The organism is Amygdalobacter nucleatus (assembly GCF_029167365.1).
GTDB lineage: Bacteria > Bacillota > Clostridia > Saccharofermentanales > Fastidiosipilaceae > Amygdalobacter > Amygdalobacter nucleatus.
Genome location: NZ_JARFNM010000001.1, coordinates 1527466 through 1551323 on the forward strand (window position 1 = coordinate 1527466; position 23858 = coordinate 1551323).

At 40.4% G+C, this 23858-nt stretch carries 20 protein-coding genes; 2 read left to right on the forward strand and 18 right to left on the reverse strand.

The genetic code is table 11. The annotated features are described in order from the left end of the window. The 14 genes from PYS62_RS06975 to PYS62_RS07040 form a co-directional block, all read right to left on the reverse strand. Positions 1-1785 (reverse strand): V-type ATP synthase subunit A, encoded by a 1785-nt coding sequence (locus PYS62_RS06975; protein WP_066713181.1) that lies wholly within the window; start codon positions 1783-1785, stop codon positions 1-3. Between the two features lie 26 nt (positions 1786-1811). Then, on the reverse strand, positions 1812-2153 hold the full coding sequence (locus PYS62_RS06980) for a V-type ATP synthase subunit F (RefSeq protein WP_066713178.1): 342 nt from the start codon (positions 2151-2153) through the stop codon (positions 1812-1814). A gap of 3 nt (positions 2154-2156) precedes the next feature. Continuing rightward, positions 2157-3347: a V-type ATPase subunit gene (locus PYS62_RS06985; protein ID WP_066713175.1), complete on the reverse strand. Its 1191-nt coding sequence runs from the start codon at positions 3345-3347 to the stop codon at positions 2157-2159. Between the two features lie 18 nt (positions 3348-3365). Further along, positions 3366-3950: a V-type ATP synthase subunit E family protein gene (locus PYS62_RS06990; protein WP_066713171.1), complete on the reverse strand. Its 585-nt coding sequence runs from the start codon at positions 3948-3950 to the stop codon at positions 3366-3368. Positions 3951-4024: 74 nt separating this feature from the next. Beyond that, positions 4025-4519, reverse strand: a complete 495-nt coding sequence (locus PYS62_RS06995) for a V-type ATP synthase subunit K (protein WP_066713169.1) — start codon at positions 4517-4519, stop codon at positions 4025-4027. 127 nt (positions 4520-4646) lie between these two features. Beyond that, entirely contained in the window at positions 4647-6752 is a 2106-nt protein-coding gene (locus PYS62_RS07000; RefSeq protein ID WP_066713166.1) for a V-type ATP synthase subunit I, read from the reverse strand. After that, the gene (locus tag PYS62_RS07005) at positions 6739-7065 is read right to left on the reverse strand and encodes a hypothetical protein (RefSeq protein ID WP_066713163.1); all 327 of its coding nucleotides are present in this window, start codon (positions 7063-7065) and stop codon (positions 6739-6741) included. Before PYS62_RS07005 ends, PYS62_RS07000 begins: the two co-directional genes overlap by 14 nt. 653 nt (positions 7066-7718) lie before the next feature. After that, positions 7719-7964 (reverse strand): hypothetical protein, encoded by a 246-nt coding sequence (locus PYS62_RS07010; RefSeq protein WP_066713160.1) that lies wholly within the window; start codon positions 7962-7964, stop codon positions 7719-7721. A 5-nt stretch (positions 7965-7969) separates the two neighbouring features. Further along, positions 7970-8491, reverse strand: a complete 522-nt coding sequence (locus PYS62_RS07015) for a hypothetical protein (protein ID WP_156422939.1) — start codon at positions 8489-8491, stop codon at positions 7970-7972. A gap of 311 nt (positions 8492-8802) precedes the next feature. Beyond that, positions 8803-11067, reverse strand: coding sequence for an alpha-amylase family glycosyl hydrolase (locus PYS62_RS07020; RefSeq protein WP_066713156.1), 2265 nt, complete (start codon positions 11065-11067; stop codon positions 8803-8805). 4 nt (positions 11068-11071) lie between these two features. Further along, positions 11072-12805 (reverse strand): glycoside hydrolase family 13 protein, encoded by a 1734-nt coding sequence (locus PYS62_RS07025; RefSeq protein ID WP_066713153.1) that lies wholly within the window; start codon positions 12803-12805, stop codon positions 11072-11074. 30 nt (positions 12806-12835) lie between these two features. Further along, positions 12836-13672, reverse strand: coding sequence for a sugar ABC transporter permease (locus PYS62_RS07030; RefSeq protein ID WP_066713150.1), 837 nt, complete (start codon positions 13670-13672; stop codon positions 12836-12838). Continuing rightward, positions 13673-14569 carry a carbohydrate ABC transporter permease gene (locus PYS62_RS07035; RefSeq protein ID WP_066713148.1) on the reverse strand — a complete coding sequence of 299 codons (897 nt, stop codon included), beginning with the start codon at positions 14567-14569 and terminating at the stop codon, positions 13673-13675. 66 nt (positions 14570-14635) lie between these two features. Next, positions 14636-15928, reverse strand: coding sequence for an extracellular solute-binding protein (locus PYS62_RS07040; RefSeq protein ID WP_066713139.1), 1293 nt, complete (start codon positions 15926-15928; stop codon positions 14636-14638). 163 nt (positions 15929-16091) lie between these two features. Here PYS62_RS07040 and PYS62_RS07045 point away from each other — a divergent pair, with 163 nt between their 5' ends. Then, the gene (locus PYS62_RS07045) at positions 16092-17090 is read left to right on the forward strand and encodes a LacI family DNA-binding transcriptional regulator (protein ID WP_066713137.1); all 999 of its coding nucleotides are present in this window, start codon (positions 16092-16094) and stop codon (positions 17088-17090) included. Positions 17091-17111: 21 nt separating this feature from the next. Here the strand turns inward: PYS62_RS07045 and PYS62_RS07050 are convergent, their stop codons facing one another. Then, a complete protein-coding gene (locus PYS62_RS07050) occupies positions 17112-19538 on the reverse strand; it encodes a glycoside hydrolase family 31 protein (protein ID WP_066713132.1) in 2427 nt (808 codons plus the stop codon). A 105-nt stretch (positions 19539-19643) separates the two neighbouring features. Here PYS62_RS07050 and PYS62_RS07055 point away from each other — a divergent pair, with 105 nt between their 5' ends. Beyond that, positions 19644-19859, forward strand: coding sequence for a type II toxin-antitoxin system Phd/YefM family antitoxin (locus PYS62_RS07055; RefSeq protein ID WP_066713131.1), 216 nt, complete (start codon positions 19644-19646; stop codon positions 19857-19859). Between the two features lie 188 nt (positions 19860-20047). Here the strand turns inward: PYS62_RS07055 and relB are convergent, their stop codons facing one another. From relB to PYS62_RS07070, 3 genes are all read right to left on the reverse strand, one after another. Next, positions 20048-20263, reverse strand: a complete 216-nt coding sequence (relB, locus tag PYS62_RS07060) for a type II toxin-antitoxin system RelB family antitoxin (protein ID WP_066713130.1) — start codon at positions 20261-20263, stop codon at positions 20048-20050. Between the two features lie 181 nt (positions 20264-20444). Next, the gene (gene leuS / locus PYS62_RS07065) at positions 20445-22907 is read right to left on the reverse strand and encodes a leucine--tRNA ligase (RefSeq protein WP_066713128.1); all 2463 of its coding nucleotides are present in this window, start codon (positions 22905-22907) and stop codon (positions 20445-20447) included. 369 nt (positions 22908-23276) lie between these two features. Next, on the reverse strand, positions 23277-23849 hold the full coding sequence (locus PYS62_RS07070; protein WP_315574202.1) for a transposase: 573 nt from the start codon (positions 23847-23849) through the stop codon (positions 23277-23279). Positions 23850-23858: the final 9 nt, after the last annotated feature.

The following is a 23858-nucleotide window of genomic DNA, read 5'->3' on the forward strand; positions in this document are numbered from 1 at the left end:
TTAATATTTGCTGCTTAAGCTGCTAATTGATTGCTTAAGTTCATTTTGTAAGCGTTCATAATTAGCCTTAATTCCAGCCTCAGGCACCAATTTGAAACGACCGATTGGTTCCAGCTCAGGTAAGCTCTGTAAGCTATGCAAATCAACGCCACGCTTCAAAGCCTCTAAGCCCTCATGATATAGCGTAATGATCAAATCAAGCATATAGAACTGTTTCTGGAGAGATGTGTAAGTATCAATCTCATCGAATGAGTTCTGGTGCAAGAAGTCTTCACGAATCATACGGCAAATTTGCATCTTGTACTGGTCGCTAAGTGGTAAGGAATCAGAACCGACCAACTTAACAATCTCCTCTAACTTAGCTTCATCTTGCAACAATTGCATAGCTAAGCGACGATTAGCTGACCATTTAGCATCAACATTTTCATCCATCCAACCTAAGACTTTGGAATCATACAAGGAATATGATTGCAACCAGTTAATAGCTGGGAAGTGACGACGGTAAGCCAAAGCTGAGTCCAAACGCCAGAATACTTTAACAATACGCAAAGTAGCTTGTACGACTGGGTCAGACATGTCACCACCTGGAGGCGAAACAGCGCCAATAGCTGTCAAGACGCCCTCTTTGCCTTCACTGCCTAAGCAAGTAACCATACCTGCACGCTCATAGAACTGAGCTAGACGTGAACCTAAGTAAGCTGGGTAACCTTCTTCACCAGGCATCTCTTCCAAACGACCAGACATTTCACGCAAAGCCTCAGCCCAACGCGAAGTTGAGTCAGCCATGATGGAAACAGAATAGCCCATATCACGGTAATACTCAGCAATCGTCATACCTGTATAAATAGAAGCTTCACGAGCAGCAACTGGCATATCGGATGTGTTAGCAATCAAAATTGTCCGCTCCATCAAGCTCTTACCAGTCTTTGGATCAATCAGCTCAGGGAACTCATTCAAAACGTCCGTCATCTCATTGCCACGTTCACCGCAACCAATGTAAACAACAACGTCACTAGCTGCCCACTTAGCTAATTGGTGCTGAGTAACTGTTTTACCAGAACCGAAAGGTCCAGGGATAGCAGCTGTACCACCCTTAGTAATTGGGAAGAAAGCATCGATAACACGCTGGCCTGTAATAAGTGGCTCAGATGGTGCTAACTTCTCAGCATATGGACGAGGCTTACGCACTGGCCATCTCTGCAGCATTTGTACTTTATGTTCATTACCTTCACTATCTTTGAGTGTAGCAATATCATCAACAATTGTGTGTTCGCCAGCTGGTACAACTGAAACAACTTCCAACTCACCTTTTAGTGTCGGTGGAACCATAATATAGTGCTTGATCAAGGATGTTTCTTGCACTGTACCCAAAACATCACCAGCCTGCACTTTCTGACCAGCCTTAGCTACTGGCTCAAAAGCCCACAATTTTTCTCTATCCAGCTTATCAACTTTAACGCCACGCTTGATATTGTTACCAAAGCGTTTGTACATGACATCAAGTGGTCTTTGAATACCATCGAACATGTTACCCATCAAGCCTGGTGCCAAATCACAGGCTAAAGGATAGCTTGTGGAAACAACAGGTTCACCTGGGCCTAAGCCAGCTGTCTCTTCATAAACCTGAATGGAGGCCAAATCACCGTGAATTTCGATGACTTCGCCGATTAGTTTTTTATCGGAAACCTCAACAACATCGAACATTTCAGCATCTCGCATGCCAGAAGCAACTACGAGTGGACCTGAAACTTTGAGGATTTTACCTTGACTAACTTTCTTTGCCATAAATACTCCTTAATCTCCCAAGTGATCTACTTTTGCTCTTTCTTGTTAATGTCAAAGCCAATAGCTCGACGCACAGCTTCATGCAGATTGATCTCTGCTAATCCTGAAGGCTTTGCGGAACCTGGGATTGGCACGATAACGGGCAAGGCCTGATCTTTGTAATGCGCAATTACATGCTGGCAAACAGGCACGAGATCCTCTGTCAGATAAATTGCGGCATATTTTTCACTTTCACAAGCCGTCCTTAAGAGTTCATCTGCTTTTTGCTCAGCTGTCAGGGCTAAGACTTCCAGCCCCAAGCCTGCAAAGCCAGCTACAACACTCGGATTGCCTAGCACAGCCATTTTTCTAATACTTTCCTGTGCCATATCTTAGTCCACCTTTCTCAGAAGTTCAGCAGCCTGTGTATTTTTATCACTAGACCTTAAAGCTAACATCAGTTGCAAGTTCTTCACTTCAAACATATTCTCCAAATAAAGGCCCGCCACAGCGTCACAACCGTAAGTATTAGCTCTACCTCTAACTGCCAAGCGCAATAACAACTCATCGGCCGCTTTACTAAAGTGCCAACGTTCTCCTGGCTCAGCCCAATAAGCTAAGGCTTGTAACAAACTTGCACTCTGCTTGTTTTGATAAAGCTGAGTTAGACTCTTAAATACCAAATTAAAATCGTAACTAGCATTCATAGCTGGCAGCAATTTCGGATAAAGTTCAGCTATCTCAGTAACGCTAACTTCGCCACCTGGTACTAAAGCTGAAACAAGCTCGTTTGCTGTCATATGGGCACTCAAGGCACGCATGACTGTCTGCAAATTAGCAGCATCAGCTTGTAAAGCCAAATAGTCTAAAATATATTCCCGCTCTGACTTGGTGTTAGCCGACTTTGCCAGCTCAGCTAAATAGATAAAGTACAGCTGATCAATTCTGCGTGTGACTATACCTATCTCATGTGCATTGTAATAGACCTGCAAAATTGAGATTAATTCACAAGCTAACTTTTTGGGTAAAACTTGGCAATTACTGTTCTTGTTGATTAGCCTCAACACATCTTGCCAAAGTTTCTGCACATCCCAATTACCTGCTGTCAACAAATTAGCTTGCAAGCGAGTTGGAATAGTCTGTTCCTGCAAAATATTAGCTATATTGTTATTCTGCTGTTGCTGTTCAGCTTGATAGAGCAAAACGTTTTTCAGCAACCACTTCAGGTTGTGAAAATCATTGGGTAACGCCATTGCCACTGGCAAGGTGTTGCGATTTGTGACTCGTTTGAGCATCTCTAAATCAGTTGTTCGCTTCAATTCCAGGCGCTCTTCTAATGTATCAGCAGCTGGATAACCTGCATGGTCTAAAGCTTCATGCAAACGTTTCAGCTCAACATGTGGATCAGCAAAGCTCAGCAATGTTTCTTTAGGCAAGCGTAGATTAGCTTTTGCGCGCAAACGACCAGTAGCATGCGCAAAACTTATTTCATTCTTCGCCTTACGCTGCCATGTCTGTCGCAAATTTAAGCCTGTACTTGCTAATAGCTGCTCGACATCTGCTCGACATTTTGCACTTGTCATTTTTCTCCACCTTCCAGCTTATTTAAGCAATTCCTGCTTAATAATTTGCAAAAGATCATATTGGTTAGCACGAACTAACTCTTCGAAGCTATAATCTTCGCAAATCTCAGCCTCCTGTAACATCACGCCACCAACTAATTTATCGCTATGTTCAACCGTTACATTAGCGTAACTAGCTGACCGTTTCTCTAAAGCAGATAATAACTTGGGTGCTAATTCTTTATCATTTTGCGCTAGAATCAACTTGCTATCAGCTTCAGTCGTTTCAGGCAAAACGCTTAGATAGTAATCTAACTTTTCATTCTCAGGCATAGCTGCCAATTTATTAAGCAAGGCAGCCAACAATTCATCAATTATTTCCTGATTTGCTTCAAGTTGAATACGCTTACGCTCCAAATTAACTTTAGCTTGTAGGCGTTGTTCTTCCTGTGCTGCATATTGTTCTTGCCACTTAGCTTCCTTAGTCTGCTCTTTCAAGATTTGTTGAGCATAACTATCTTGTAGCTTCACAATTTCAGCTTGGGTTGCAGCGTTGAGCTCAGCAAGTTCAGCTTGTAAGTCGCTGTCTAAGCGCTGCTTAATTTTGTCAATTCCTTGTATCATTACAAACCTCTTTCACTTTGCTTTAGCATGAACTCAAACTTCTTGTTTGAGCTAACCAACGAGCAAACAAAGGCTTAAATCATAAACATTGTAAAGACGCTGACGAGCAAAGCGAAGATGGCGTATGTTTCAACCATAGCTGCCAAGACGATAGCTTTGGACTGTGTTTCAGGGCGAGCAGAAACGAGTGTAACACCATCAGCAGCAACATTTGCCTGAGAAATAGCTGAATAGTAACCAACAAAGGCTGTTGGCAAGCAAGCTACTAGCATCAAAGCGCCACGCTCTAAGCTAACATTCATACCGCCTGTGAAAACACCGGCTCTAAACAAAGAGATGAACCAAACGATCAAGCCGTAAATACCCTGAGAACCTGGGATAGCTTGCAGAATGATCAACTTACCATAACGGCTAGGATCTTCAGCTAATGAACCGCTTGCGACGGAACCTACAATACCAACACCTTTAGCTGAACCGATACCAGCACCTAAGGCTGCTAATGCACCACCCAAAATAGCTAAAGTATTACCGTTGAGAAGTGTGCTCAAATACTCTGTGAATGTATTCATTTTTTCCTCCTATTTAAGCCTTCGCTTAAAAATTCTATTCCGATTAGGCTTTACCTAATCTGTTTACTTAATTAACTGTTCCTATGTTCATAAGTAAAAGTCGGAACGAAGCTTCTACTTAGAGGTCTTAAGCTCGGCGCAAACGCTCGATCAAAGACGGTTGTTGAATTTTTTCTTCCGTATACTTCGTATGAACTGATAACGGCTTAAACAGCTTACCACCGCCATCATAGAAGTGGCCAAAGAATTCGACGTAGTGCAAACGAGTTGTATGCACATAAGCAGACAGGCCTGACAGCATGATGTTCATCGTATGCCCCAAAAGCAAGATTACAATCGTAACAAAGCAATTTGGGAAGCCAAAGCCAATCATCTTAGCAAACATATTGACAACCATGGCAATAACGCTTGTTGATAAAACTAAGGCCGTGATACGTGTATAGGACAAAATATCACCGACAAAGCCTGTGATGTCATACAACTTCAAAATGCCTGAAATCAGCTGAGAAATAGGGTTCTTGCTGTTCTTCTTCGATAAGAAAACGATAACAAAGATTGCAGCGTAACAGAGCCACTTGCCCCAAGCCAACCCAGCTGCCATGCAACCAATACCGCCAAAGATAAAGAACCACGGTGCTATTTCGGTGAAAGCTGTACGCGGATCGCCATTTCTGCACAATTTGTAGATATTAAGAATCATACCAATTGCAATGTGAGCCATACCGAGTGCAACTGAAGTTGCCATGATCAGCATTGGATCTTTGAACGGGTCAGCAAATAGAGGTTGCAAAGTAAACTTGCCGTAGGTTAAAGCAGTTGGTAAATCGCCAAAGAATGAGCCATATGCCAAGCCCCAAAGGATAGCAAAGAAGCCGCCACCTGCAAATATCCACATAAAGCGGCGAGAATTGCCATGCACTTTGTTGGTCAAAATCAGATAGAGTGCCGCGCAGAAGAAGATCAAGCCATAGCCAATATCTGATAGCATTGCACCAAAGAAGAAGGCATAGCCTGGTGCCAAAATCCAAGTTGGATCAATATCCGTCTTGTAATCTGGCATTGAGAACTCTTCAATCACGCTCTCATAAGGGCGAACTTGTCGGTTGTTATTCAGCAAAACCGGTACATCTTCGTCCTCTGCAATAGCAATATCAGCACAAACAGCACTGTAATTTGCTTCAATTTCTCTATATAAGTCCTTGGTCAAATTCGTTGGCACAAAAGCTTCCAAGACAAAGATTTTATCAGCTGCACTGAGTTGGCAAATAGCTTCAAGGCGCTCTGCCTGAATGCGATAGAAGTCAGCCAAAACACGCCACTTAGCTGTATGTTTGGTTAAGTCTAAGCGCTTAGTGCGTAAATCAGTCAACTGTTGTTCAATAGCTTTAGCCTCAGCTTGAGCTGATTTGTAAGTAGCTAAGAAATCAATGCCTGTTTCAGGTACAACTGTGGTCAAAGTTGGTAGAGCCTTAAAAGCAAAAGTGTTCAATAAGCGCTCTACATCAGCTTGTTCACTACGTAAGCAAGCTAACAATACAAGCACTTCTTCTGTGCCGATATCTATTGTCTGGAACGCAATTATGCACGGGCTATCGTTAGCTACTTGGCAAAAGTCAGCCAACACTTCTTGGTTACGCAAAGTACCAACAAAGCATGCAAAACGGCTCTTAGCTTGTAGCTCTGGGATTTGCAAATTCTGATAAGTTGCAAGTTGTTTAACCAAACCAGTTTGTTTGTTGAGTTCTACTTGTAATTGGTCTATCTGCAAACTTAATTGAGCAAAATCAGAGGCTGTCTTCAGAACTTCTGTCTGCTCTTTGGTCATGCTAATGTATTCTTCGTGTTCAACCTGCTCTTTTTGTTTGAAGAGCGAAGATTTCTCAGGTTTAACCAAGCCTGAAAGGGTGATTTGCTTATCCAAAAAATCGATTCTGCGCTGACATTCAAGGGAAAGTGCGGCAAAATCGACATCTGCAAGCTTAAAAGCTGTTAATTTGTAAGCTTGTGGATTAGCTAAATGATTAATTTCATCTGCAAATACTCGCTCAAAATCAGCATTGTCATTGGCTTTGGCTGTCTTAGCAGCTTGTTCCGTTTGTTCAGTCAAGGCCTGTTCAAGTTCTTCATTGCGCCGAACTTCCAATACTCCCTGCTTACTTAAATAGTTGATAATGGCCGGCAATTCTGTTTTCAAGCCGATCAGCTGCATTTTGGACAGTTTAACGATCGCCATGCTCTAAGCACCTCCCGTAGAGTTTGCTCAATACAGTCGTAAACTCCTTGCGGGCTTGTTCTTGTTGTTGTCTGCAATCGAGCTGTGCCTGTTTGCGAACTTTATTAAGTTGTTCTTCACCTGTTAGCTTAAGCTGTTCTACGAATGCTTGCCGTTTATCACGCAATTCTTCGCGTGTCTTAGCTAGCTTGGACTCAGCTGCCTGTTTGGCAGCTTTGATTTTGGCTTGGGCAGCCTCAGTGGCAGCCTGCAACGATTGATCCATATTTGTTTCAATCTCAGTAATCTGCTTGACTAAATCAAGATTTCCCATGCTAAACCTCTTTCAACAAGTAAATTGTCTAAAGTTACAAATAGCTTTGTAAATTCGTCTTTACCTTGTCCATTTTAACAAAACTTATCATTTTATACAAAGATATGCTCATATTGGCAAGCTAGACAACAAATTTCACAAATTATGCCCTTTAGTTTGTACCATCAACTAAACAAACATCACAACAATTGAAGCAAGTTGAATTTTTGCGCTGTTTTATGCATTCAGGTATTACCCATACCGTAATTATGTCCAAGCAAAAGCCAGCATTGCTTAAATAAATCACATAAGGCTCTGCAAGCGTAATTATGCAGAGCCTCGAAAGATAGCACTAGATTGTTAATTTCCCATCGCATACGACCTATCAAGTCTATAAATAACTTGAAATTAAGCCCTAAATACTCCGTCACTTAACGTCTTCTGCAACCTTTTCACCTCTTTACCAACTTCTCACGCCTTTTAGCTTTTAACCGAAAGTAGCGCTTAGTTTTAAGAACATAACGTCCTATATCACCGAAATTGAAGCTTAGCCCAATTAAGTACAGCCATTTCAATGCAGCCATGTTTCTCTCCGCATTCACGTTATGCCATCTTACAAGCTGAAATGCCAAACCGATTGCGATATGTAAAAAAAGCAGCCTGTAAGCAAAGCCCTATATATGCGCACGCCTAAGCATTGGCCCATCAGCCAAGTTGCGAGCTTTACGACTAAAATAATAAGCTGTGCTAAGGTATAAGCTATGCAAAGCAAATATCAATATCACGGCATACGCCTTACCTTGCCAAACAGCAACATAAAATGCTATAGCTAACGCATTTACAATATTCAGCTCATACAGCGATTGTTTTGCTTCTTGATAATTCAGTTCCGGTTCATCCCAGTAACAAAGTATATGCATAACGTTTAGGCTCCTAAACTTCTCGGACGAATTGGGTCAAACCAATCGCCATCATAAGGACCACAAATTACCCTTTTCCCATTTTCATCAACTGCATAAAATGTTATTCCTAGATTTATTGCTTTATGGTAATAGGAATTAGAATAACTTGAATAATATTCACCTTTACTAGAATACTGCGTATATCCAACATATAATCTAGGACCATATGGGCTGTTAAAATTAAACACCGTACCCAAAGCAGCCATAATAGCCTTTAACGTGCCTGCTTCAATATACAAGCCGCCGAGCCAAAGAGCAACACCTCCAATTTGCTTCCAAGGGATTTCTATGTACTGACGTAATCCCGTTGAATAATCAATATCAGGTATTTCATACGGATTATCCGGTGTAACAGGTCCTCTTAAAGCAATTTCTTGTTGCAACTGTAATAAGCCTTCTCTAGCTTCTTCACTGACAGTAGCATAATTATTACATACAGCATCTGAATCAGCAGCAAAAATGCATTTACTAAAATTAGCAATCACAAAAAGTCCAACAAGACCCAACGATAAAAGTTTTTCATAAAATTATCTCCTTAAGTGATAAAAAGTAAATATCGACAACGTGCACAGGAATTTCACTTAAATTCCTGCCTATATAATGGTCCTGTCTTATATTTCATAGGATAGATCCGTTCCATATGATCTCCCTCCGCATATCTCATTTTCATTATAACACAAGCAAAATCAATGACATTAGATTTTTCTATATGAATAATTCATCCTATGGATTAACAGCCTTCAGCCTAACATCATCTATAAGAACAGTTGTACCTCCAAATTATCAAGTAAACTGCTTACCAATTGCAAGTAACCTCTATTACTTCATCGCTTATGCTACCTATGAACAACTTATGGTTGTTTCCATTTTGCCATATAATATTTTGATTAGCACGTTTCAGTGCTTTCCATACAATATTTTCTCCACCAGGCAAATCCAAGCTCAACTCCCAATTGGGGTAATTAGGACATAACGCTGGACCTGCTGCATAATTAGCTTGCCATTCGCCAAGTTCAGCAATATTGCCAGATATATACACAGACTCTCCCCATATAGTATCAACACCCAAAACGTTAAACCTAACCTTTTGCAATTCCTGTATATCCTCTTTCGACCATACACACTTAAACGCACAATCTCTGTCTTTAATTTGCATAATATGATTATTACAAGTTTCCCAATCAGCCTCTCCATTAGCCCGTTTTTGCACAAACTTAAATTCAATTTCAGAATTAACTGGACAATTAAAGGTTGCTCTGAGTTGGGAAGAATTAAAACGCTCTGTGCATACTGCATTCAAGATATCCCAGTTTCCTAGTTCACCTATATTACCAGTTACAACCGAACTATTATCTACATCTTTTATGTATAAATTAACTGGCACCGTATCAAGTCTTTGGTTTCGGCTAACTTTATATAATTTGTATGAATTAGCTGGTATATCTAAGCAAACTTTTCTGTCTCTGGATACGCTAATTCTATCACTAGAGTTCGCAATATTTTCTAATACGGTCTTTGCCGGCAAATTGCTTTCAGCAACTAATGGTACTAAAACGCTGCGGCGTCTGTTACTCTTGTTGAAAGCACAAATTATCTCTGCGTCTGTTTCGCGCTCAATAGTTCTTGAAAAAGCATAAAAGTCCGGTTCTGACCACATCTCATTCTGTTTACCATAACACAAAGCTTTATTTGTTTCTCTATAATAATTAAGCTTAGCAATAAGCTTATATGTATCTGTGCTGGTATCAAAATAGTCTTTTATAATATTGCCTTGTTCATCACGGCTAACCATTGACCAACGATTCCATATATCAGGCATACCATACATTAAAACTCCATTTGCGTTACCACGATTTTGCTCAGTTCCTTGGAAGACCACAGGATTGCCTCGTACTGAAAATAAAAACGCTAATGCATTTTGCAATTTTACTTTATCTCCACCCGCTTCTGTCAAAAATCTGTTACGGTCATGGTTATCAATAAATGTCACCATTTCATTAGCTGATTTTCCGTAAAGATAGTCTTGGTCTAAAACAGCTTTTATAGTATCTGAAAAGCTTTGATTATGTGCAAACGAATTAACTATCGCTTGAAACATAGGGAAATCAAGCATACCTGTTTCACCATTGTCACCTACCCACTTAGATATAAAGTTTACATCCATATCAAAATTTTCGCCAAAAGTAGGAACATTTAACGCTGCCTGTAGCTCATGTATATCAGAAGGTCTCATACATTTTGCTGCATCAACCCTTGCATAATCGGCATGCAAATAATCAAACCAATATTTATTGGCATCTATAACTGCTTGTTTTACATCTGATAAGTCAAAATTCAAATCGTCAAGTTCACCAAGGTCGTGATTTTCAAGCATCTTTGTACTTTCCTCTGTATGCGGATGCTCATGTGCCCAATCAATTTGTCCTAGATTATGATACCAATCAATTCTATTAAATGGCGCAGCTGGTTGTAATTGTGTTCCAGGTTTATAATTTGTCGCATTTGAATAATGAGCATCTGCACCAATCCCTTTGATATAGTCACCTATGTGGTTAGGAACTACATCAATAATCACTTTCAATCCATGTGCATGACACTCTTCCACAAGTCTTTTCAAAATAGATTTGCTAACTTCTGGATTTTCTGCTCCAAAATAACGATTTGCTCTATAGGCATCATAAATATGATAGCCATGATAAGCCGTTGGTCCCTGCGCACCATTTTCATCTGGTACACTCCACAATTGAACATCCATAATAGGCGAAATCCAAATTGCTGTATATCCCATACCCTTTATGTAAGGTATCTTTTCGATAATGCCCTGCCAATCGCCACCTTTCATATAACGCATATCGTCTTCACTGTTTTCTTGATAACGCAGAGCCTCACCTTGAGCATTATTCGATGGATCACCATCATAAAAACGATCCGTCATAATCTGATAAATTCGTTCACCCTGTAAACTATCATGGCTCGCATCAACATGTATAGATGTCAAATCAACAATCAAGAATGACAATATCAACATGGTAGCGAATAAAAATTTCTTGATACGTTTCATATCACTATTCTTCAACCTCCCAAACAGCATAACCATATGCTGTCATCTTGCGTGTTGACGCATCATAGCCATAGCTTAAAGTTGGTTTAGTTTCTGGCAATCTCATAAACGCGTCACTTTCTTGCTCTGATGCATTAAGTGCAACAACCACGCTCCATTTTCCTAATTCACGCGCAAAAACGAACTTGCCCTTGTCATCGTAATCAAGCACACGCAATCTACCATCAATTAAGCAAGCATTACGCTTACGCAAGCTTATCAACTGACGGAATAGTTCACGCTCATCGCTAACTGCTTGTTGCCACGGCATAGCACCCCGCCACGTATACTCAGTTTCGCCCTGCATCCCAAGTTCATCGCCATAGAACACACACGGCGCACCTATAGATGTAAATAAGCAAATTTCAGCTAAGTAAAAACGTTCAGGGCATAGGCATAAGCTTCTAAAGCGGCTAACATCATGGCTGTCCAGCAAATTCAATTGTCCTTGCACCATTGGAAAAGGATAACGCCAATTCATGCTTATCAGACGACTATTAAACTCACTGCCATTTATCTTCCCACTTGCCAAAAAGTCTCGGCAATTTTTGCGAAAATCATAATTCATAGTCGAATCAAACATATCACCCTGCAGCCAGCGTTCGGCACTTTCCCAAATTTCAGCAATCAACACACTATCTGGCTTTGTTCGCTTAGCCACTTTGCGAAACTCACGCCAAAAATCCTTATCCACTTCATTGGCAACATCTAAACGCCAGCCATCAACATCAAATTCTTCCAACCAATAACGACAAACATCTAAAAAATAAGCTCGCACTTCTGGATTAGAACTATTTAATTTAGGCATTTTGGGTTCATAAGCAAAACACGAATAACTTGGTTTTTCTCCATTCTCTGGGCGAACGACTGGAAACTCCAATTTATAGAACCAATCTTTATACCGTGACTTCTCACCATTTTTAACGACATCATCAAAGGCAAAGAAGTACCAACTACAATGATTAAAGACGCCGTCTATTATCACATGCATGCCAAGCGCATGTGCCGCTTGTACTAGCTCTCTAAAATCGCTATCTGTCCCCAAATTAGGCGATACATGATAGTAATCAAGCAAGTCATAGCGGTGATACTCAGCTGCTGTAAAAATAGGGTTCAAATATAAGCAATTAAAGCCTAAATTAGCAATATAATCCAGATTGGCAATTATCCCTCGCAGCGTTCCACCCAAACGCGTATGCAAAGTTTGCCCGCTTTTCTCGTCAAGCAGCGTTTCTGACTGACCACTTATTTCCCGTTTAGCACTAGCGAAACTATCTGGAAAAATATTGTAGACAACAGCTTCCTTGAGCCAGCGAGGTACATCGCTAAGCTCCTCTCTCCGAATAAAGGGATACTGATAATACTCGCTACGTTCACTTGGCAAATATGTAGCTAAAATACCTGCATATAAATATAACTTTTCATCGCTAGCTTCCAGTTCAAAGTAATAGCAGATACGGTCTAATTCGCTCCTAATAGTTACTTCATAATAATCAAATCTTTCATCACTAGCTACCTTTTCCATGCCCTTTGCACGAAATTTCACTTGAGGCAACGGGTCTACCCGATCGCCATAGTATAAAGTACATTTGCATAAATCTTGCTTAGCTGTTTGCAAACGAATGGTTAAGCAATACTCAGCCGGAGCATAAGCAAATTGCGATAATGGCTGATGATATACAGCCTGTCTATTGATCATTTTTGTTTATTCCTTTCAATCCAACTTTATTCAGCCCTTAACACCGCCACTGGCTAAGCCAGATACAACATGTTTCTGAATATAAAAGAAAACAAATAATACAGGTATTGAAGTTAAAATTGCGGCTGCTGCAAACAAAGGCCAGTTTCTAGAATAATCTGTCGCCTGCAAGGAAAACAAACCAAGGGCCAAAGTATAATTAGTTTCTCCGGTGATAAATACTGTCGCAAAAATATATTCATTCCAAGCTGTAATGAACACCAAAACTGCTGTAACAATGATATTTGGCATAGCTAAAGGCATGATGATTTTCTTAATCAATTGCAAATCATTAGCGCCATCAATACGTGCCGCTTCCTCCATATCAACCGATATACTATCGAAATAGCCTTTCATGCTCCAGAAAGCAAAAATTGCAATCGTGCCGCTATAAATCATGACCAAGCCACCTAGTGTATTTATAAGATGTAAAATTTTCATCATACGATAGATAGCAAACATCGAAAGAATTGTTGGAAAAGCATTCAACAGTAAAAGCAAATTCCCCAAGCGTTCTTTGCCGCTAAATTTATAGCGCGAAAAAGAATAGGCCGCCGGAATTGTAATGCCTAAGGTAAGCACAACTGTCAATAAACTTAAAATAACGGAATTTTTCAACCAGGCTAAAAACGGCTTATCGCGAACAATAGCAAGATAGTTAGCTAAAGTAAGTTGTTTAGGAAATAAGCTTAATTCACTAGAGAACAAACTATTCGAGCCATTTACAGATACGGAAAACGCATAAATAATCGGTATCAGAGTTATAATGCACAATATTATTAAAAACGCATTGACCAAAGCTAGCTTTAAGTGACGATACTTAAACATTTATGCCACCTCTTTCTCTTTAGTTGTGCTTTTTTGCATAGCGAAATACAAAATAATAATCAGCAAGGAAACTAAGCCGGTAATAGCAGCTGAGAAGCCGTAGTTACTTGTTATAAACGCCTTATCATAAACGTAGGTAATTATCGTATTTATATCCGCACCTGTCTTAGAACCAGTTTGCATCGTCATCAAATAAACAATATCAAATTGCTTAAAATTGGTGAATGCAGTCATGATGATGACGGGCGATAAAATAGGCAAAATTACAGGGGCAGTAATTGAAAAATGCATTTTCCAGAAACTAGCTCCATCAATTTTTGCCCCCTCGTATATACTCTTATCAACACTCTGAATAGCCGCATCAATCATCGTAAACATATAAGGCAAACCTAGCCATAAGTTGACAACTAGGCAACTCACAAACGCATTCATGTTAGTTGACAGAAAGTTAATTGGCGCAAATCCCAGTGCTTTAACAAGCTGATTTAAGAAGCCAAACTCTGTGTTAAACATACCCATCCGCCAAAGCAAAATGGAAACGTAACCTGGCATAGCCCAAGGGAAAATCAATAACGTTTTGTAGACGCGTTTCAATCTTAATCCCTGTGCATTCAAGGCTAATGCAATCATAAAGCCAATAAACAACATCAAAAATACATTTAGTGCTGTCCATAGTAACGTTCGTAGAACCGCTGGCGCAAAGCCGGAATCTAACTTAAATAATGCCTTTGCGTAGTTGGCCACACCTACAAAATGAAAATTTTGCCAATGGTACACACTCATATTCGTAAAAGAAATATAAATCGTGTAAGCGAGCGGAAAAACAACTAGCAATAAAATAAAAATGAGAAATGGTAACTGATGCAACCAAGGTTTTAACTTATTCACTCTATGCATATCGCCCTCCACCTATGCATAAAGCCGACAAGTACAAAGGGGTAATACTTGCCGGCTAAGTAGCTATTACTTCATACTTTCAATTTGTTCAATTGCTTGTTTCTGATATTTAGCACAAGCTTCCTTAACATCTTTACCGTTTTTATTAACTTCTGCTAATAATCCGTCTGTTGCTCCCCACATGACATCCATTTCAGGAATATTGGGCATTGGCACAAGTGTTTTAGCCATCTCTTGCAAGATGGAAATCATTTCATTCTTGCTGACCTCAGCATCTTTGTACGCCAAATTATTAGCTGGTGCACAATTAGCAACTTTTGCCAACTCAATACCTACTTCAGGGTTAATTGCTGCTAACAAAACTTCTTTGACAGCATCCTTTTTATTGTCTGCAGCTTGCTTAATGACTTGCAAGCCTTGCACACCAGAAAATGGCTTTAACGGCTCACCGTTAGGCAAAGTAGGCATAGGCGCAATACCATAATTTAATTTAGCTGCTTTCAAACCAGGAATAAGCCATGGCCCACCAATAATACTTGCTGATTTACCTTCAGTAAATAAAGTAGTAACTGTGTTATATTCACCATCAGCTGGCATGTACTGAACAAATTGCTTATGGTATTCCAAAGCTTTCTGTGTTTCTGGTAAATCCAAGCCTGGTTTCTTATCAGTGTTAATCATATATCCGCCAAAGCCATGCAACCAAGGTGCAATACAATAAGACGTAGAATGTTGTTCGACAAGCACATATTTATTATCTTTTGTTTCAGCCTTAGCCTTTGCCAACAGCTCATCTGTTGTCTTGGGTGCTTCTTGCATTAAATCTTTGTTGTAAATAAACAACAGTGATTCAAAGTATAATGGCAACTGATATTTTTCATTCTTATAAGTACCAGCTTGCAAAGTCATAGGAATTAAATCTTTCAAGTCATCATCACTCAAAAGTTTGTTCACTGGTTCAATAATCCCCATCTCGGCAAACACACCGACTTTATCATGTGCCCACAAAAACATATCTGGAGCAGTCTTGGGATCATCGCTGACTAATTTCAATGATTCAGATAAATTTTCCTTGCGTTCCATCTTCACTGTTGCATTCTTCAATAAAGAATTGAGCTTCTTTTCCAAAGCATCGGCAATTGTTGCATCAGCTGAATGCCAAACTGTAATGGTCGTCTTTTCTCCAGAAGTAGATTTCTCACCCGATTTTGTTGCCTCTGCTTCAGTTTTTGCTGTACTTTCTGCTGTTTTTGAGGTAGCACTATCAGTTTTTTCAGTTTTATCCACTTGTTTTGTACAAGCAGTTAAGCTTCCAACTGCTAGAGCTGTTACCATAAATAGACTAAGAAGTTTTTTCATACTCCACCTCTTTCAATTTGGCAAGTTTAAGAAAACGTTTTACTTTTTAAACTCATGCCATATAATTGTTGTTATACTGATACTAGGAAATAAACCACTTTTAATCAAGGGCACATTCTGCACAATTTGAGAAAGCGTTTTACTTAAAAGAGGATCTTAAAATATGACGATAAAAGATATAGCTAAATTAGCTGGTGTATCAATTTCAACTGTTAGTAAAGTTATAAACAACAAATTGTATGTTTCGCCTGATACTAGGAAACACGTGCAAACAATTATCGAACGCTATAATTACCAAGCCAACAGCACTGCTCAAAATCTCGCCCAACGCAAGACTTTACGTATCGCATATCTCGATAAATTTATCCGCAACATACCTTTCGAAAATCCGCATATGTTCAATATTATGCTTGGTGCAGAAGCCAAATTACAAAATAAAGGCTATCAACTATCGCTCATAAATCTAGCGGGTGGTCAAACAATTAAGCAATTATTAGCTAATTTGTTGGCTGCTAGACAATTTGACGGAATCTTGATTAACAGCGCTTGTGTGGACTCAAAATTAGAAAAATGCATACTTAGTTACGATTTACCCACAGTTTGTATTGGCAAAATAGAATTTGACAGTATGCTTTCTTGGATTGACACCAATCATCGGCACAGTTCCGCCATGGCTGTTAATTATTTGAAGCAAAAAGGCTATCATTCTCTTTTATTTATGGGTGGTATGCTCGGTGAAAAAATAAGTGATGAACGTGTCCAAGGTTATAAGCAAGCATTGTTACAATACCCCAACGATGATAGCAAAAATCAAATAATATACAATCGACCTGACGTTAGCAGCATTTACACCGCAACTAGGCAACTGTTAAGCCTAAAAAAAGCTAATGCCATCATCTGCAACAACAGTCTAATTGCTTTCAGCGTAATTCAATGCATAAATGACTTGCAATTAAAGATGCCCGACGATATAGCTGTTCTGACATTTGATGATTATCCATATTCCCAACTAATCGTGCCATCGCCCAGCGTAATTGAAATTGATCTGTATGATTTAGGCAAACAAGCTGCCTCCATCCTACTACACAAAATCAAAAATCCTGCTCTTATTTTGCAAACTTACACCACGCTACCAGCTATCTTGGAGCGTGGTACAACTTAATTGCCCCGCTCAAAATTATATTTAAGAGAGCTCATCCTCCATCAGCACTTCCTCTATCGCCTGTCTTAGCTTAAGCGGTATAGACTCATTGGGCAAGGCAGGCCAATGCTTAAAACCACACTTCTCTAAAGCCGAATATATTTTCTCCTGCAAATTGGAGCTAATTTGCGCCCGCATGATGAGCTTAAGAACTTCTGCTTGCACGATTTCCGCTTGCATAAGCTTAACAAAGACAAAATCGATCGTTATAGCTTGGCTCAGTGCAACGGCTGGCAAACAGACGACACTCGCCCGTAATTCCGGCTCATAGCTAGCTTCTAAATTGACTGTCTGACCGTTAAAGCTAACTTTAATCGCCTCGACCAATGCGCTACAAAAGCACAAACGATACATACGCTTACGCGGCAGGTAACTCGCATCGTCTGTTTTAGAAATTGTAAGCTGACGCTTAGCCCAATCAAGCTTAAATTCCGTCTTACTATACAATCCATTAGCACTTCCATCATCAGCATAGATAGCTGCATAGCCGTCAGCTTCCGGATAAATCCGTAATGTCACATATTCAGTTTCTGCACACTCTGCATCAACGACTAAAGACTGAACGCACTCGGTTTTAAGGGGAATTAGACTGCCTGCTTTGGCAAGAACTGGTATTTCATTAAGTGGTCTAAACATCTCTAACTTTTTCTCACCTATATAGCGGACACCTGTGAAGAAGTCATAGTACACAGCTTTTGGCAGCCAAACTTCGCTACTAGCTAACTCGCAAATTGAATCACTAGCGCTTATAATTGGTGCAACAAGCAAGCTCGTCCCAAATTCATACTGATTAGGGCAATTATAGGCATCCTCCGCCTGTGGGAAGGCATGATACATCGGGCGAACAAGCGGTATACCCTCCAAATGACTGCGATAATTCATCGCATACAGATAAGGCAAAAGCTCAGCTCGCAAGCGCAAAAACTCCCTCATAATGTCGGCAATATCCGCCCGATAATTCCACGGCTCCTTACCCGCAAAGCGATTACAGGTGCTATGCAGACGATTGATTGGCGAAAATACGCCAAACTGTAGCCAACGTAAGGCTAATTCATCATCTTTAGAACCTTTCATATGTCCGCCGATATCATGGCTCCACCAGCTATAGCCAACATTGGCAGCTGTGGCGGTAAAATACGGTTGGAAAGCCAAGCTCGCCCACGACGCAATCGTATCGCCAGAGAATCCGACTGGGAAGCGATGTGAACCAATACCAGCATAACGTGATAAAATTAGCGGTCTTGTTTTGCGTAAATCCGCTTCCTTGATATTGCAAGTTTCTTTTGCTAGTGCATCTTTACTAACAGCCATAGCTTCCTCAGCTGTCGCTTTTTTCTCTCCGTTTGCAACCTGCGTCGCTACCTTAAAATGATAATAATTAAGCAACCAGAGCGGATCTAAATTAGAAATTTTAGAGTCTGTGCCTTGCTGCCAATCAATCCACCAAAAATCCACGCCATCTGCTTCTAGCGGCTGCAAAATGCACTTAAAATAAGCCTGGCGAAATTCTGCGCTTGTAAAGTCAAAGGGAATTAGACATTTTTCATCGGCATTTAAGCCAAGTTCTCTACAAGCAGCTCCATAATTCTCCTCAAAAAATTGTATACCGCCAGCTGGATGCAAATTCAAAGTTACATGTAGATCCTGCTTATGTAAAAATGCCAGCAATTTTCTCGGTTCTGGTATTAGCTCCCTGTTCCAGCTAAAACCCGTCCAACTATCACAGCCATCTGGCACCTTCGTTAAATGCCAATCCATGTCCAAGACAGCTACGGAAAAAGGTATATTCTCGTTAGAAAAGCGTGTCATCAACTCTATGTATTCTTGCTGCGTATAGGGCCAATAGCGGCTCCACCAATTGCCCAAGTCATAGCTCGGCAATAAAGGAACAGCCCCGCACAACTTATAGAAATCCTGTATGCCTCGTGTAAACTCACGCCCGTACAGAAATAAATACAAGTCCCTGCTAGCTGTTCCCCGCGCGCATATGGTGCCATCTACATTAAACAAACAAGTGTCATCCTCTAAGACAGCTAAACCCTCTCTGGAGAAAATACCATCCTCTAGCGGCACTGCGCCATCTACGTTATCTAGCGTTCTAAGCGTGCCACCTAGATTGTGCAGCTCATCACCTAAATGCCAAATTTGGCCATCATTAGGTCGTTTAGCTGAAACAGTATTCTGCTTAAGATCCAGCCAAATTTCTGCTTTGGCTGTCTGAATCGTCAGAACGTCATCGGCTAACTGGTAATACCAACGAGAAAGGGGAAACTCACGATTACTAACCATCTGACTTAGACGATTTTCAAACTGCTTATTAGCATCGTACTCCAAACGAATTAGCTGTTCTGTCAGAACACTAACTCGCCAGTTACCAAAGATCTTACTTGTTTGCAGCGCTAACTCCATAATTATTGCCTCAAAATTTATACTTGTACTTTTCGCACGCTAATTGATTTAATCATGCGATTTATAATATATAACATAGTAGAAGTCTACGAAGGGAAAAGCAAAATGACGATTAGCGCTACGGAATTAAAAAGTAACCTTGGCAAATATCTGCTACTGGCAGCTTCGGAAGCTATTTTCATCACCAAAAGCGGCCGAGTTGTCGCCAAGCTTACAAGTCCATATCAGGATAATGTCAAAACTGCCAAATCATTGTTTGGCATTCTACCCAAAGATGTAACTTTAGAGGAAGCACGGGCGGAAAGGTTAAATCAAATATGAGAGTTATCATTGATACTTGTGTAATTATCGATGTATTACAAAGCTGACAAGCATTTTGTAATTCCGCTCAGTCTATTTTCCTTTTAGCTAATAAGCAATTTACCGGTTTAGTTACAGCCAAAGCAATGACCGATATTTACTATCTAGTACATTGCCATACTCATAGTGATAAAGAAACACGTAATATTCTAAATAAGCCCCTTCTCCACTTCTTCTAGTGTATATGTTTTAGGATCGACCTTAAATTCTTGCATTGCTTCTTCGTACGCCTGTATGTCATACTCATCCTCAATCCGTTCAATTACTGAGCGTCTAACTAACTCTGAAACACTTATGCCATTTAGCGCCGCATATTTCTTAAAAAGCGATGCATCTGCTTCATTTAGACGCAATGATATAGCCATACTGTTTCACCTCCTAGTGCCTAGTTTGCCACCTACTACTATTGACAATCTTAATTCTTCCTTTTGTAATACGTTGTATTGCAAATGCTTCTACAAAGCAAGCGCTTTCGTAGCAAAAAGCGCCCTCTTCAATTCACCAAGAATCGACAATAGGGCGCTTATCTTTGCTTAAAATCAAAAGCTATTTAACGACAAAGTTCACCAAACGTTTCGGCACATAAATCTCCTTAACAAGCTGCTTGCCTGCTAGATAAGATTGCACATGTTCATCTTGCTTAGCTAAAGCCTTGATTGCGTCAGCTTCCGCCGTCTGTGCCACTTTAATCGTGCCACGCATCTTGCCGTTCACCTGAATAGCAATCTCAATTTCATCTTCCACGCACTTTGCTTCATCATAAGTCGGCCAAGTTTCTGTTGCCAACAAGCTGCCGTTCACGCTAAAGCCAGCTTGCTCCCATAATTCTTCAGTTAAATGCGGTGCAAATGGATTTAAGAGAATTAAGAATGTTCTTAACTCCGCTCTTGTAATAGCCTTACGCTCATAGAAAGCATTAGTTAAAGTCATTAGCTGAGCAATTGCAGTATTATGCTTCAAGTTCATAACATCACTACCGACTTTTTTAATGCTCTGGTGCATCTTCGTCTGAATATCTAAGCCGTAACCGTCAGCATCAACTTTAACATTTTGACCAGCTTCTAAGAAGTCTGGCAAGCTATACACACGTTCCAAGAAACGATGACAGCCACGCACACCACGGGTATTCCAAGGCGCAACTTTTTCAAAGTCACCGACAAACATCTCATACAAGCGTAATGTATCAGCACCGTAATCGTTCACAATGTCATCAGGATTTACGACATTGCCACGTGATTTACTCATCTTCTCGCCATCTTCACCTAGAATCATGCCATGGGCTGTGCGCTTAGCATATGGTTCATCTGTCGGTACAGCACCAATATCACGCAAGAACAAATACCAGAAGCGGCTATACAGTAAGTGCAATGTTGTATGTTCCATACCACCGTTATACCAATCAACAGGCATCCAATAATTAAGCGCTTCTTTGGAAGCAAATTCCTTATCATTGTGCGGGTCAAGATAACGCAAGAAATACCAAGATGAACCTGCCCATTGTGGCATGGTATCTGTTTCTCGCGAAGCAGCTCCGCCACATTCTGGGCAAGTTGTATTGACCCAAGCTGTCTGCTTAGCTAGTGGTGACTCACCGTTATCTGTTGTTTCGTAGCGTTCCAGTTCTGGTAAAACAAGTGGCAACTCACTTTCAGGCAAAGCTACATAGCCACATTTAGGGCAATTAACAACTGGAATTGGTTCGCCCCAATAACGTTGACGTGAGAAAACCCAGTCACGCAATTTGTAATTAACTTTTTTGCGTCCATAGCCTTGTTCTTCCAAGTAAGCAATCATGCGCTCTTTGGCTTCTTCAACTGTTAAGCCATTCAAAATGTCTGAGTTAATCAAAACGCCCTCGTAATCAACGAATGGTAACTCGGTTGTCTCAGAATTTGCAGCCTTGATAACTTGTTGAATTGGCAAATTAAACTTTTTAGCAAATTCAAAGTCACGGCTATCATGTGCAGGCACTGCCATTACAGCCCCTGTACCATAGGTAGCTAATACGTAATCGGAGAGGAAAATTGGAATTTCCTTGCCATTAACAGGATTAATTGCTGTAACGCCATCCAACTTAACGCCTGTTTTGTCTTTGGCTAGCTCTGTACGTTCAAAATCGGATTTTTTCTGAGCTTGTGCTTGATAATCCTTGACTTCTTCAACGTTAGTAATGAGCTTATTCTGTAACCACTGTTCTACGTAAGGATGTTCCGGTGCTAAAACGACGTATGATACGCCATAAACTGTATCTGGGCGCGTTGTAAAGACGGTAATCACTTCGGAATTAGTAGATTTAGCATTCAAAGTTTTGAAATCTATCTCTGCCCCGACTGAACGCCCGATCCAGTTGCGTTGTTGCATTTTAATCTGGGGAATGTAATCGACATGTTCCAAACCTTCCAGCAACTTATCAGCATAGGCTGTAATTTTCAGCATCCATTGTGATTTTAGTTTTTGCACCACTTCGCTATGGCAGCGTTCACACGTACCGCCAACTACTTCTTCATTGGCAAGCACGCATTTACATGATGTACACCAGTTGACGGCCATTTCTTTCTTATAAGCTAAGCCGTGTTTGAACATTTGGAGGAAAATCCACTGTGTCCATTTGTAATATTCTGGATCGCTCGTTCTAATCTCTCGTTCCCAGTCAAAGCTCAGGCCCAAACGCTTAAGCTGTTTAGTGAAGCGTTCGACATTCTCAGCTGTTATGACAGCCGGATGGACTTGATGCTGGATAGCGTAGTTCTCAGCTGGTAAGCCAAATGAGTCGAAGCCCATGGGATAAAGGACATTGTAGCCACGCATACGTTGCATACGAGCAATAACGTCTAAGGCTGTGTAAGGACGTGGATGTCCAACGTGTAAGCCCTGTCCAGACGGATAGGGAAATTCAACCAAGCAATAAAATTTCGGCTTAGCTGAGCCAGTTACTGCTGCAAAACAATTCGCCTGCTCCCACTTCTTCTGCCACTTCGCTTCTATTTCTGAATGCTTAAATTGTGCCATGTTGCCTCCAAATGAACAATTTACTAATAAATTACTAATAAATACAGAGTATAGCACAATGTATCGTAAATAGGGTGCTGCTGTATGTTCTTTAATATGCACTAAGCATATCGGCAATGTAATTTTTAATTCCCTCTGACCGAGAGAAATCATATTGGTCATTTTGCTCAGCGTAATAATCTTTTATGCTTTTGAGTGTGTGAATAAATCTCTGTAAATAAGATTTCCTGTGATATAATTTCCTGATAATTAGCCCAGATGCTTGCTATTCCAACTACTTAGCAGTTATTCATTATATAATTCATGTGAAATTGCATGTCAGGAGCAGGCAGGTGTTTCCTGTCTGCTCTTTTGCTTGGTATTTTCAAGTTATTCAGGTAGCCTATCCTCATACATGAGCGTCAATTCGCCATAAACTTGGCCCCAGTTTCTAAGTGGCATAGTCCATTTCTTCGTAGCTTCAAAAGTAGATAGATACAAAGCCTTCAATAACGCTTGTGAGCTTGGAAAAACGCTCCTTTGGCGATTTAATTTGCGATCTGATACTTCAAATCCATAAATATCCATCAATGTATCTGAAATTTGCCTTGTTGTCATCCCTTTGGCGTACATTGAGATGATTTTTTGATCAATTTCTGATATGTCTTTTTGGCGTTTCTTTACTATCTGTGGCTCAAATGTGGATTTACGATCCTGCGGAACTTCTATGCTCATGGAACCATAGCTTGTGTTTACTGTCTTTTCTTTGTAGCCGTTTCGATAATTTTCTGAGTTGCTACGCTCCGATTTCTCGTATCCTAGATGATTATCCATTTCAGCTTCCAGCATCTCTTTGATTGTTCCGCCTAATAGATCTTTTAGTGCCTCTTGAATATCTTTTGCCGTTTGAATGTCGTATTCTTGGAGAAGTCCTTGGATGATTTTCCGCTTCCCTTCAGTCATTTTCACTTT

Bases quoted from the DNA above. Each gene is read 5' to 3' on its own strand.
- PYS62_RS06995 (WP_066713169.1), bottom strand. From the start codon at position 4,519: ATGAATACATTCACAGAGTATTTGAGCACACTTCTCAACGGTAATACT.
- PYS62_RS07000 (WP_066713166.1), bottom strand. From the start codon at position 6,752: ATGGCGATCGTTAAACTGTCCAAAATGCAGCTGATCGGCTTGAAAACA.
- PYS62_RS06990 (WP_066713171.1), bottom strand. From the start codon at position 3,950: ATGATACAAGGAATTGACAAAATTAAGCAGCGCTTAGACAGCGACTTA.
- PYS62_RS07040 (WP_066713139.1), bottom strand. From the start codon at position 15,928: ATGAAAAAACTTCTTAGTCTATTTATGGTAACAGCTCTAGCAGTTGGA.
- PYS62_RS06975 (WP_066713181.1), bottom strand. From the start codon at position 1,785: ATGGCAAAGAAAGTTAGTCAAGGTAAAATCCTCAAAGTTTCAGGTCCA.
- PYS62_RS07035 (WP_066713148.1), bottom strand. From the start codon at position 14,569: ATGCATAGAGTGAATAAGTTAAAACCTTGGTTGCATCAGTTACCATTT.
- PYS62_RS07055 (WP_066713131.1), top strand. From the start codon at position 19,644: ATGACGATTAGCGCTACGGAATTAAAAAGTAACCTTGGCAAATATCTG.
- PYS62_RS07010 (WP_066713160.1), bottom strand. From the start codon at position 7,964: ATGCATATACTTTGTTACTGGGATGAACCGGAACTGAATTATCAAGAA.
- PYS62_RS07020 (WP_066713156.1), bottom strand. From the start codon at position 11,067: ATGAAACGTATCAAGAAATTTTTATTCGCTACCATGTTGATATTGTCA.
- PYS62_RS07030 (WP_066713150.1), bottom strand. From the start codon at position 13,672: ATGTTTAAGTATCGTCACTTAAAGCTAGCTTTGGTCAATGCGTTTTTA.
- PYS62_RS07045 (WP_066713137.1), top strand. From the start codon at position 16,092: ATGACGATAAAAGATATAGCTAAATTAGCTGGTGTATCAATTTCAACT.
- PYS62_RS06985 (WP_066713175.1), bottom strand. From the start codon at position 3,347: ATGACAAGTGCAAAATGTCGAGCAGATGTCGAGCAGCTATTAGCAAGT.
- relB (WP_066713130.1), bottom strand. From the start codon at position 20,263: ATGGCTATATCATTGCGTCTAAATGAAGCAGATGCATCGCTTTTTAAG.
- leuS (WP_066713128.1), bottom strand. From the start codon at position 22,907: ATGGCACAATTTAAGCATTCAGAAATAGAAGCGAAGTGGCAGAAGAAG.
- PYS62_RS07050 (WP_066713132.1), bottom strand. From the start codon at position 19,538: ATGGAGTTAGCGCTGCAAACAAGTAAGATCTTTGGTAACTGGCGAGTT.
- PYS62_RS06980 (WP_066713178.1), bottom strand. From the start codon at position 2,153: ATGGCACAGGAAAGTATTAGAAAAATGGCTGTGCTAGGCAATCCGAGT.
- PYS62_RS07070 (WP_315574202.1), bottom strand. From the start codon at position 23,849: ATGACTGAAGGGAAGCGGAAAATCATCCAAGGACTTCTCCAAGAATAC.
- PYS62_RS07005 (WP_066713163.1), bottom strand. From the start codon at position 7,065: ATGGGAAATCTTGATTTAGTCAAGCAGATTACTGAGATTGAAACAAAT.
- PYS62_RS07025 (WP_066713153.1), bottom strand. From the start codon at position 12,805: ATGATCAATAGACAGGCTGTATATCATCAGCCATTATCGCAATTTGCT.